At 71.3% G+C, this 10,932-nt stretch carries 8 protein-coding genes; 3 read left to right on the forward strand and 5 right to left on the reverse strand.

Translation table 11 applies throughout. The features are described 5' to 3' along the window. Both DCW30_RS34225 and DCW30_RS34230 read right to left on the reverse strand, forming a co-directional pair. Positions 1-1,578 carry a sodium:solute symporter family protein gene (locus DCW30_RS34225; protein ID WP_076685632.1) on the reverse strand — a complete coding sequence of 526 codons (1,578 nt, stop codon included), beginning with the start codon at positions 1,576-1,578 and terminating at the stop codon, positions 1-3. A gap of 267 nt (positions 1,579-1,845) precedes the next feature. Next, positions 1,846-2,640 (reverse strand): SDR family oxidoreductase, encoded by a 795-nt coding sequence (locus tag DCW30_RS34230; RefSeq protein ID WP_076685633.1) that lies wholly within the window; start codon positions 2,638-2,640, stop codon positions 1,846-1,848. Between the two features lie 89 nt (positions 2,641-2,729). Between DCW30_RS34230 and DCW30_RS37760 the strand changes: the two genes are divergently transcribed. Then, on the forward strand, positions 2,730-3,569 hold the full coding sequence (locus DCW30_RS37760; RefSeq protein WP_076685634.1) for a hypothetical protein: 840 nt from the start codon (positions 2,730-2,732) through the stop codon (positions 3,567-3,569). 157 nt (positions 3,570-3,726) lie between these two features. Here DCW30_RS37760 and DCW30_RS34240 read toward each other — a convergent pair whose 3' ends face one another. The 3 genes from DCW30_RS34240 to DCW30_RS34250 form a co-directional block, all read right to left on the reverse strand. Next, the gene (locus DCW30_RS34240; RefSeq protein WP_062780803.1) at positions 3,727-3,936 is read right to left on the reverse strand and encodes a DUF397 domain-containing protein; all 210 of its coding nucleotides are present in this window, start codon (positions 3,934-3,936) and stop codon (positions 3,727-3,729) included. Positions 3,937-4,169: 233 nt separating this feature from the next. Further along, positions 4,170-5,027, reverse strand: coding sequence for a helix-turn-helix domain-containing protein (locus tag DCW30_RS34245; protein ID WP_076685635.1), 858 nt, complete (start codon positions 5,025-5,027; stop codon positions 4,170-4,172). 361 nt (positions 5,028-5,388) lie between these two features. Beyond that, a complete protein-coding gene (locus DCW30_RS34250; RefSeq protein ID WP_062780801.1) occupies positions 5,389-6,150 on the reverse strand; it encodes a GOLPH3/VPS74 family protein in 762 nt (253 codons plus the stop codon). A gap of 307 nt (positions 6,151-6,457) precedes the next feature. Between DCW30_RS34250 and DCW30_RS34255 the strand changes: the two genes are divergently transcribed. Next, on the forward strand, positions 6,458-8,893 hold the full coding sequence (locus tag DCW30_RS34255; RefSeq protein ID WP_338400586.1) for a D-alanyl-D-alanine carboxypeptidase: 2,436 nt from the start codon (positions 6,458-6,460) through the stop codon (positions 8,891-8,893). Positions 8,894-9,082: 189 nt separating this feature from the next. Continuing rightward, positions 9,083-10,930 carry an MFS transporter gene (locus DCW30_RS34260; RefSeq protein WP_076685636.1) on the forward strand — a complete coding sequence of 616 codons (1,848 nt, stop codon included), beginning with the start codon at positions 9,083-9,085 and terminating at the stop codon, positions 10,928-10,930. Positions 10,931-10,932: the final 2 nt, after the last annotated feature.

A 10,932-nucleotide genomic window follows, 5' to 3' on the forward strand; every position in this document is an offset into this window, starting at 1 on the left:
TCAGTCCTTCACGGGCGCGCGCGCCGCGTCGTCCCGCGGTTCGGCGGGCGCGGGGACGGCCGCCGCCGCTCCCCGCGAGCCGTCGTCGTCGGTGTTGATGCGCTCGATGAGCGCGTCCCGCTCCGGGGTGTCCTCCGGCTTCACGTACCCGATGGCGACGTAGAGGACCAGCGAGACCGCCAGCGGGATGGACACCTGGAACTGGAGGGCGACGCCGCCGTCGATGGCGTCGTTGATCGGGTAGTTCACCAGATAGAAGGCGAACAGCCCGGCCGCCCAGCTGGTCAGGGCCGCGGTCGGCCCGGACTTGCGGAAGGTGCGCAGCAGGCCCAGCATCATCGGGATCGCGATGGGGCCCATGAGGCCGGCGACCCACTTGATGACGACCGTGATGATGTCCTTGAAGGTCGGCGAGTTCACCTGCGTCGCGACGGCCATCGAGAGGCCGAGGAAGACCACGGTGGTCAGCCGGGCGGCGATCAGGCCCTTGCGCTCGCTCCACACCCGGGCCCGCGCGGAGAGCGCGGGCGCCACGTCGCGGGTGAAGACGGCGGCGATGGCGTTGGCGTCGGAGGAGCACATCGCCATGGTGTGCGAGAAGAAGCCGACGATGACCAGGCCGAGCAGACCGTGCGGCAGGAGCTGCTCCGTCATCAGCGCGTACGCGTCGGAGCCGTCGGGCTTCTTGGCGTCGACGAGCAGCGGCGACATCCACATGGGGAAGAAGAGGACGACGGGCCAGACCAGCCAGAGGATCGCGGACAGCTTCGCGGAGCGCGCGGCCTCCTTGGCGTTGGCGGTCGCCATGTAGCGCTGCGCCTGGTTGAGCATGCCGCCGTTGTACTCGAAGAGCTTGATGAACAGGAAGGCGAGCAGGAAGACCGTGCCGTAGGGGCCGACCAGCGGCTTGCCGTGTCCGGCCAGCTCCGGTTCGTCCCAGACGCCGAAGAAGCCGCCGAACTCGCCGAGTTCGGCGACGACCGCCACGAACATGGCGATTCCGGCCAGGAGCTGGATGATGAACTGGCCGAGTTCGGTCAGCGCGTCGGCCCACAGGCCGCCGATCGTGCAGTAGATCGCGGTGATGACGCCGGTGATCAGGATGCCCTGGTTGAGGGAGACGCCCGTGAACACCGAGAGCAGGGTGGCGATGGCGGCCCACTTGGCGCCGACATCCACGATCTTGAGCAGCATCCCCGACCAGGCGAGGGCCTGCTGGGTCTTCAGGTTGTAGCGGGTCTTGAGGTATTCGAGCGGCGACGCCACGTGCAGCCGTGAGCGCAGCCGGTTGATGCGGGGTGCGAAGAGGCGGGCGCCGATGGCGATGCCGAGCGCGATGGGGAACGACCAGGTGACGAAGGACGTCACGCCGTAGGTGTACGCGATGCCGGCGTAGCCGGTGAACATCACCGCGCTGTAGCCGGACATGTGGTGCGAGATGCCCGACAGCCACCAGGGCATCTTTCCGCCGGCCGTGAAGAAGTCGCTGACGTTGTCGACCCGCTTGTGGGACCACACGCCGATCGCGACCATCACGCCGAAGTAGCCGATGAGCACGGCCCAGTCGAGACTGTTCATATGGCCCTCCAGGGGTCCGCCTGGTGAACTGCGCATATAGGGATCGCACTTCGCCAGTACCGGCCGACGGGAACGCGAACGCCCCGGAAGTGCCCGCTCATCGTGGGTTCGGCCGCGGCTCCCCGACAACCGCGCGGCAGGTCAAGAGCGAGTAAAATCGTTCGGTTAGCTGACTTCTGTTCATGTACGTGACCTGGATCGGCGTCGGCGGTGGAGTGCCCGGAGCATGAGAAAGCGCCCCCGAGGGGGCGCGGTGGGCGAGGGGTGTCAGCGCATCAGTTCACCCGCGTTGACCAGCAGGGACTGCCCCGTGATGGCCCGCGCCCGGTCCGAGGCGAGGAAGGTCACGGCATCGGCGACGTCCCCGTCCGTGGCCGGCTCCGGCAGCGCCATCCGCGAGGCGAGGCGGTCGAGCACCTCCTCCTCCGGCACGCCCTCGGTCACCGCGGTGAACCGCACGTACGCCTCCACCGGCGGCCCCCACATCCACCCCGGCAGCACGGTGTTGACCCGGATGCGCTGCGGCCCCAGTTCCCGTGCCAGGGAGTACATGGCCGAGGTCAGCGCCCCCTTGGACGCCGCGTACGCGGCCTGCCGCACCTGCGAGGGCGCCGCGACGGCGGACTGCGTGCCGATGAAGACCACGGAACCGCCCCGCCGCTGCTTGAGCGCGGGCAGGCACGCCCGCGTCATCCGCAGCGTGCCGAGCAGGTTCACGTCGAGCACACCGTGCCAGGCGTCGAAGTCGGCGTCCTCGACCCCGCCGAAGTGGCTGTCCCAGGCGGCGACGTGCACCACCGCGTCGATCCCCCCGAACCGATCGACCGCCAGCCCCGCCAGGGCCTCGCACTGCCGCTCGTCGGTGATGTCGGTGGCCAGATGCGCGGTGCGCGCCCCCTGGGGGTCGATCTCCGCGGCCGTCCGGGCGAGGCGCGCCGCCGTGCGCGCGCCGAGCACGGTGTTGCCCCCGTCGCGGATGACGGCCGCGGCGACCCGGTGGCCGAGCCCCGCGCCGACGCCCGAGACGACGACGGTCTTTCCCCGGAGGAGCGACGACGGCATGGGTGCCTCCCGGCCCTGGCGGTTTTTCTGACGGGGCGTCAGAGTATGGGCGTGCGCCAGAGGAAGGAAGAGGGAGACAGGGGAGAGGCATGGCCGAGGAGACCCGCAGTGACGACTACGCCCGGCTCGCCGCCGTCGGGCCCTACGGAGTGCGCCCGGGGCACGCCCTGATCACCCTCGTCGAGCCGCACCCGGGGCACGAGTACGCGTACAACCGCTGGTACGAGGACGACCACTACTACGCGGGCGCGATGGCCATGCCCTGGATGTACGCCGGGCGCCGCTGGGTGGCCACGCGCGATCTCCAGCTCCTGCGGCGCCCCGAGAAGTCCGCGGTCGCCGAGCCGGTCACCGCCGGGTGCTACCTCTCCACGTACTGGGTGACGGAAGGGCGCTACGACGAGCACATGAAGTGGACCGTCGGCATCAACAAGCGGCTCAACCGCGACGGCCGCGTCCACCGGCACCGCCGCCACGTCTTCACCGCCTTCCAGGACCACGAGGCGACCGTCTACCGCGACGGCGCGGCGGGCCCGCGCGACGTCCACGCCCTCGACCACCCCTACCGCGGCCTCGTCCTCGAAGTGGTCGACGCCGAGGATGCCGCGGGCCGGGCGGAGCTGCTCGAATGGCTGCGCTCGCGGAACCTGCCGCGCGCCCTGGCCGGCTCGCCCGCCGCGATGGTCACGGTCTTCCGGCCGACACCGCTGCCGGGGGACCGCATGACGTACGTGCAGCAGGTGGAGGGCGTGGACACCCGCCTGACGCTGCTGTGGTTCCTCCAGGACGATCCGCGGGAGTGCTGGGAGGCATGTTTCACGGGGCGGGAGGAGGCCGTGGCCGGGTCGGGGCTGGGGCGCGTCGAACTCCTCGCGCCGTTCGTCCCGACCGTGCCGGGCACCGATCTCTACGTGGACCGGCTGCGCTGACCCGGGGGCCGGGCGGCGCGGGCGGCCGGGCGGTCCAAGGACCGAGCCCCCTCGGCCGGGACGGCGGACCAGTCGAGAGGGCTCATACGATGTTGCCTGTGCGGTGACGCGTACCGCGGATGCCGCCGTGAGCGGGGCCCCGGCGGACGCCGCCGCGTCACGCGAGTTCGGCGGCTCCTCGGCTCACCTCGCTGACGAACGCGTTCCAGGACGCCGCGGGGAAGGCGAGGACCGGCCCCTCGACGACCTTGGAGTCCCGCACGGAGATGCCGGTCTCCACAGGGGACCTGACCTCGACACACGCACCGTTTCCGGTGGAGTGGGAGGACTTTGTCCACGTGCTCGAAGAGCCTCGCTGAATTGCCATGTCTGCTCCGGTTGCCCAGTTGGTGAGTTGCTGTCCACCGCGTGACCGCGGTCGGCGCCGACGTGCCTGCTCGGTGCGGGCTCGATGGCGTGAATGACGCTACTCGCCAACATCGGCGGGTGAAGGGGGCGTTCACTCGACCGGATGGCATATTCCAGGTGGGTCTTCCGCCCCGCCCGGGCGAGGGTGTACCGTGCGGCGATTTCTGGCGGGGCGGCCGTCGGGGGCCTGATTCAGAGGGCGTACTCCTTGGCGATGTCGGCGATGCGCCGGCGCGACTGCTCGACGTTCAGCGCCTGGGCGCGCAGATGCTCGTACATGACGCTGTACTGCTGCACGTCGTTCGCCTTCTCCAGGTACAGGTCGCTCGTGACGCCCTCGATGTAGACCACGCTGGAGTCCGCCGCGTCGGGGAACTCCAGGATCGCGTACTGGCCGTTGAGGCCGGGGTGGGCGCCCATGTCGAAGGGGATCACCTGCACCGTCACGTGCGGCAGCTGGGACTGCTCCACGAGGTGTTCGAGCTGGTCGCGCATGAGGTGGCGGGAGCCGACGACGCGGCGCAGCGCGGACTCGTCGAGGACGGTCCACAGCCGCAGCGGGTTCTCCGGCGCCAAGATGCGCTCCTGGCGGCGCATGCGCACCTGGACGCGCTTCTCGATGTCGGTCGGCGTCGTCTCCGGGAGCGCGCCGGTGATCAGCGCCTCGGCGTACGCGCGGGTCTGGAGCAGGCCCGGCACGACCTGCGGGTCGTACACGCGCAAGGACGCGGCGTCGGTCTCCAGCCCGATGTAGACGCTGTACGGGATGTCACCGAAGGAGTGCCACCAGCCCTGCTGCCGGGAGTCCTTGGCCATCTGCATGAGGGAGTCGACGATGCGGTGGTCGTCGACCTCGTAGACCCCGCACAGGTCGCGCACGTCGCGCTGGCTGATCGAGCGGCGGCCGTTCTCCAGGCGGCTGATCTTCGACTGCGAGACGAGCAGCCGCTCGGCGACCTCCTCGGCCGTCATGCCCTTGAGCTCACGGAGCCTGCGGAGCTCCTGGCCGAGTCGGCGGCGCCTGACGGTGGGATTGACATTGGACGCCACGGGACGTGCACCTCCGGCTTGGCTGCCTCGAATTTACGTATGTACTGCTCAGCAGAGTGCCACCAACGTGTGCGGCACCGCTGGGAAACAGTGGATGTACGGGATCGAGGTCGCTGCCGAGGGGGGCGGTCCTGCCCCGCGGCGCCAACGGGTGTGTGGCCGCGCGGAGGTGGCGCCGACGCCGTCGCCCGGACGGTCCGGCGCCACGCCCCGCGCGGCTCAGCGGCTCCCGAACCGGGCCCGGGGGACTGCGGTGCGGCGCTGATGCGGGTGGTGCGAGCGGTGCTTGGTGCTGAACGGTGCGTGATGCGCGTCGTGCGGCGCGGCGGTCGCCCGGCCGTGCCGAGCGGTCACGCCGTGCTCAGTGGGCCACGGCGCGCGCCATGGACCCGCGGCGCGGCTGCATCGGGATCCGGTCGGGATCCGCCGCCGCCCTGGCCGGCTGCCGCCCGCCGGGGCCCGCTGGGCCCGCCGGTGCGGCGCTGCGGCGCGGCTGAGCCGCCACGCCGTTCTGGACGTCCATCACGGCGTGCGCCACGAGGCCGCCCATGGGGTCGTGCCTGATGAGGTCCCGGAGGCGGGAGCGCGATGAACGCCCCTCGTTCCCGGGGTAGAGGTGCTTGCCGAGACCGACCGCGTGGGCCAGCGCGGCGAGCGCCGCGGTCCGCGGGTCCGGCGGTACACCGGTGCGGATCGCTGAGTCCAGCCGGGCCCTGATGTCCCGGCTGATCGCCGTCTCCGTCGCTTGGTAGCGCGTCGTCGGCAGCACTCCGCACATCTGGCCCGCCACGGCATGCACCATGCCGCACCGCTCCAGATGCGAGAGGTAGATCTGGCGCAGCCCCAGTCGGGGCCCGCCGATCCAGTGGACGGCCCGGACCGGGCTGCCGCGCCTGCGCAGCAGCTCCAGTGCGGAGTCCAGAGTCGGATCTCCGGTCGGCCGTGGCATCACCACGGCGATACGATCCCCGTCAGGGGCTATCCGTCCGGCCAGTGCCAGCTCTACTAGCTGCGCTCCGGCCAGACCCAGGTCGAGCGACTGCGGCTGCGCTGTGGTACCCGTGGCCGGGTCCAAAGCGAGCAGCAGAAGCTCCTCCGGAATTGTTCTGCGGCTCCTGCCCATCCATGCCTCCCCGCGTGGATGAATGACAGGGTGACCCCTCTCACATTGGTCTGTCGAGAGCACGTGGGTGGGATGTACGGGAACCAGTAGGTATGTCGTTCTCGTCTACCACGGGGGTTAAGCCCTCACACAGGACACTGGTACACGGTTCGGACAGTGGGGTCCGGCCGGATTTGGCGCACGGCCAGTACAGGTTCAGCATTCAGCATCGGCATACGGCATGGCGTACGAGGAGGCATCGGTGGCGGGCGAGACCCCCGACAGGTCGAAGCAGCGGAAGTCGTCGGGGAAACCCACTGCGGCGTCTGTGCCGGCAGCGGATGAACGGGACCCGCGGCTCGCGGTGAGCCGGCAGGTCCCCGCGGCGCGGGAGGACCGGGAGACGGCGGTCTTCTCCACGAAGGCCGTCGCCGGCCGGGAGGAGCGGGCCGAGGACGCCCCGGAGCCCGCCGAGCCGTCGAAGGACCCGGAGACCTCCGAGACCGCGGAGTCCCCGGAGGCCGCCTCGGCGGAGCCTGCGGAGGCCTCGGGCTCCCCGGAGGCCGCCGCCGGCGGCGAGGGCGGCGGTGACGCGCGGCTGCGGGACGCCGTGGCGGCGTGGGTGGCCGGCGACGACGACGCGGCCGAAGCGCCCGCGAAGGACGGGGCCGAGGACGCGGCCAAGGGTGGGGCCGAGCCTGCCCCCGGCGCGAAGCCGGACGCGGACGAGAAGGCCACGGCTTCGGCGAAGCCGGACGCGAGGCCCGAGGCGGACGCGAAGCCCGGCGCTGAGCCCGAGGCGGACGCGAAGCCCGCCGCGGACCCGAAGCCGGATGCCGGCGCGGAGTCCGGGGCCCCGGACGAGGCCGCCGACGCGAAGACCCCGGCGCAGCCCGACGCCAAGGCCTCCGAGGACGCCAAGGCCCCCGCCAAGGATGCCGAGGCCCCCGCCAAGGACGCCACTGACGCCGAAGAGGACGCCCCCAAGGCCTCCGGCGTCGATCAGGCGACCGCCGTCTTCAAGGCCCCCGTCCCGCCGAGGTCCGTCGACCAGCCGACGACCATGCTCAAGATCGGCGACCACAAGGACCCCGAGGCCCCCGAGGCGCCCGAGGGCCCGAAGGCCGCCGCGAAGGCTTCCGAGGACTCCAAGGACTCCAAGGACTCCAAGGGCCCCGAGTCCTCCCGGGCCGACAGCGCCTCCCAGAGCGACAAGAACGATTCTGCAAAGGGTGGTGCAAAGGCCGAGCGGGACGCCGAGCGCACCAGCAAGTTCGTCGCGCTGAAGCCGCTCGACGAGCCCGCCGCGCGGCCGGCGAAGCCCGCGGCCCCCGCGACGACCCCCGGGTGGGCCAAGAACCCCGAGGCGGACGCCCCGAAGGCCGGTCGGAAGCCCGCGGCCGGGCCCGAGGTGCCCGCGCCGGGCCCCGCGCCGGTGGAGCGCACGACCCAGCAGCCGCTGCCGCCGCGCCCGCCCATCGACCTGCTCGCCGAGCTGACCAACACCCCGCCGCCCCCGGAGACCCCCGTCCGCACCGCCGTGCGCCGGGTCAAGATCTGGACGCCGCTGGTCCTGCTCCTGGTGATCGTCTTTGCGGTCGTACAGGCCGTGCGCCCGCTGCCGACGCCGACCCTCGCGCTCACCGCCGAGGAGTCCGTCTCCTTCGACGGCGGCAAGCCGTCCATGCCGTGGCCGAGCCAGGGCCAGGCGGCGATGGACGTCAACGGCATCGGCACGTTCGGCACCTCGGGTGACCAGAAGCCCGTGCCGATCGCGAGCATCGCCAAGGTCATGACGGTCTACCTGATCCTGCGCGACCACCCGCTGGAGAAGGGCGAGGACGGCCCGAAGATCCCCGTGGACGCGGCGGCGGAGAAGCACTACGAGACGGGCAAGGCGGACAACGAGTCCGTCGTCCGGGTCTCCGAGGGGCAGCGCATCACCCAGTACGAGGCGCTGCAGGCCGTCATGCTGCCGTCGGCGAACAACATCGCCAAGCTGCTGGCCCGCTGGGACACCAAGAGCGGCTCCGAGGACGCGTTCGTCGCGAAGATGAACGAGACCGCCAAGGAGCTGGGGATGAAGAACACCCACTACACGGACCCCAGCGGCCTGGACAAGACGACCGTCTCCACCGCCGAGGACCTCGTGAAGCTCGGCCGCGCGGCGATGAAGGACCCGGTCTTCAACGAGATCTCCCGCCAGCCCAGCTACATGGACCTCAACGACGAGAAGCAGAAGAACTTCTTCGGGCTCGTCCCGACCGTCGCCATCGGCATCAAGACCGGCACCACCACGGCCGCGGGCGGCAACATCCTCTTCGCCGCGGAGAAGAAGGTCGACGGTGAGACCCAGACGATCATCGGTGCCGCCCTCGGCCAGTACGGCAAGAACGGCGTCGCCAACATCGACGAGGTCACCGGCGTCGTGCGGAAGCTCATCGAGGCCGGGCAGGACGCGCTGACCTCCAAGACCATCGTCAAGAAGGGGGACGTGGTCGGCCAGGTCGACGACGGGCTCGGCGGCACGACACCGGTCGTCGCCACCGAGGACGTCGCCGCCGCGGGCTGGGCGGGCCTCACGGTGAAGCTGCACCTGACGGAGAAGAAGGGCGACCCGGTGCCGCACTCGGCGAAGGCCGGCACGAAGGTCGGCGTGCTGAGCGTCGGCGACGGCAAGGGAGACGCCGTGAAGGTGCCCGTCGCCCTCCAGAAGGACCTCGCGGAACCGGGCTTCGGCGCCAAGCTGCAGCGCGTCGGCTGACCCCGGCGAGAGCCCGCGGAACCCACGCGGGGGGAGGCCCCACCCCGGGCCTCCCCCCGCGTCTGCGTGCTAGCGTCACAAGCTCGGGGGGCAGTACGCCGGGGCCGAGCACGGGGGGACCGGGACCACCCCCCATCGGATCGCACCCGGCAACTCCGGAGACCACGGACGACACGGGGAGAGCCAGCAGTGGCCACAGCGGAGCCGACGCGCGCCGACGACGACGCACAGCCGGACAGCGGCAAGGGCGAGGGCCCCGGCGCCGCCGGGCGAATACCGTCCGCGAAGCCCTCCCGTGCGGCCTCCTGGACCGTCGCCCTGACGGAGCGCGCCCAGCGGCGCCCGGTGATCACCGTGACGCTGCTCGCCGCCGTCCTGCACCTCATCTGGTTCTTCATCTTCGCCAACGGCGGCGGCGACCTCGCGGCGCAGGACGCCTGGGCCGAGTTCGTCGGGCGGCACCCCGACTCCGCATACAACCTCGCCTGGTACGGCGGGATGCACCCGGTGTCGTACAGCGTCATCTCGCCGTATCTGATGTCGGTGCTCGGCGTGCGGACGACGATGATGATCGCCGGGACGCTCTCCGCCGCGCTGCTCACCATGATCCTGATCCGCAGCCGTGCGGTGAAGCAGCCGCTGGCGCCGGCCCTCGCGGGCGTCTTCGCGCTGTTCTGCAACGCCGTCTCGGGCCGTGTCACCTTCGGCCTCGGCCAGATGTTCGCGCTGACGGCGGTGGCCGCGGTCTTCTGCTGGCCCCACCGCTGGCGCTACAAGCGGTGGGCGAAGGCGCTGGTCGCCGCGCCGTTCGCCGCGCTCGCCACGATGGGCAGCCCGGTCGCGGGGCTCTTCGTGGGCCTGGTCGCCGTCGCGCTCTTCCTCAGCAAGCGCTACCCGGGCGCCTACGCGCTCGGCGTCGCGCCCGCGATCGTCGTGGGCCTCTCCGCGTGGCTCTTCCCGTTCTCCGGCACCCAGCCGATGTCGTTCGGTTCGGCGTCGCTGCCGCTGCTGTTCTCCGTGCTCGTCTACTACGCCGTGCCGAAGGACTGGAAGACCGTACGGATCACGACGGCCGTGTACGCGGCCTTCGTGCTCGGCGTCTGGGTGATCAGCTCGCAGATCGGCTCCAACATCACCCGCCTCGCGATGTCGTTCGCGGGCGTCGTCCTCCTGGCCGCGCTGCCGTACACCGTGCCGAAGTCCCGCAAGTGGTACGTCGTCGTCGTGGCGTTCCTGGGCTTCACCGGATGGATCGGCTTCAAGTCCGTCGACGACATCGTGCACACGCACGCCACCGCCTCCTGGACGCGCGAGGTCTCGCCGCTGGTGAACGAGCTGAAGGAGCGGGGCGCCGCCAAGGGCCGCGTCGAGGTCGTCCCGGCCCGCAACCACCGCGAGGCGTCCGCGCTCCCCGCGTACGTGCAGCTCGCGCGCGGCTGGAACCGGCAGGCCGACATGAAGCGCAACCCGATCTTCTACGACGACACCCTCAACTCCGCGAACTACCACGAGTGGCTCCAGCGCTGGTCCGTGCATTACGTGGCGGTCCCCAAGGGCGAGCCCGACGGCGACGGCGGCAAGCGCGAGACGCAGCTCATCACGGACGGCCTGCCGTATCTGAAGCAGGTGTGGGTCGACACCAACTGGCGGCTGTACGAGGTGAAGGACCCGAGGCCGCTCGCCGAGCCGAACGCCGTGGTGGAGCGCGCCGAGCAGGGGGAGATGACCCTGCGCGTGAAGAAGCCGGGCCGCGTCCTGATCCGCATCCCGTACTCGCCGTGGCTGAGCGTCGTCGACGCCGAGGGCAAGGGCGTCGAGCGGCCCAGGGAGACCGAGCAGTCGAAGCGGGACCGGCAGCGCGACGCGTCGCTCCCCAAGAAGTACACCAACGTCAACGGCTGCCTGTTCGAAGCCGAGGAGGACCACCACGGCGACCAGTGGGTCGAGCTGCTGGCCCCGAGGGCGGGCACGTACCGGCTCGGCTCGCCGTACCAGATCCCGCGCGGCACGCCCTGCCCGGAGGAGATGCGCCGCTGACG

Source organism: Streptomyces alfalfae (assembly GCF_004127445.1).
GTDB lineage: Bacteria > Actinomycetota > Actinomycetes > Streptomycetales > Streptomycetaceae > Streptomyces > Streptomyces alfalfae.

What these genes read in the sequence shown, in the direction of transcription:
- DCW30_RS34225 (WP_076685632.1), bottom strand. Translation starts at nt 1,578, where the DNA reads ATGAACAGTCTCGACTGGGCCGTGCTCATCGGCTACTTCGGCGTGATG.
- DCW30_RS34230 (WP_076685633.1), bottom strand. Translation starts at nt 2,640, where the DNA reads ATGCCGTCGTCGCTCCTCCGGGGAAAGACCGTCGTCGTCTCGGGCGTC.
- DCW30_RS37760 (WP_076685634.1), top strand. Translation starts at nt 2,730, where the DNA reads ATGGCCGAGGAGACCCGCAGTGACGACTACGCCCGGCTCGCCGCCGTC.
- DCW30_RS34240 (WP_062780803.1), bottom strand. Translation starts at nt 3,936, where the DNA reads ATGGCAATTCAGCGAGGCTCTTCGAGCACGTGGACAAAGTCCTCCCAC.
- DCW30_RS34250 (WP_062780801.1), bottom strand. Translation starts at nt 6,150, where the DNA reads ATGGGCAGGAGCCGCAGAACAATTCCGGAGGAGCTTCTGCTGCTCGCT.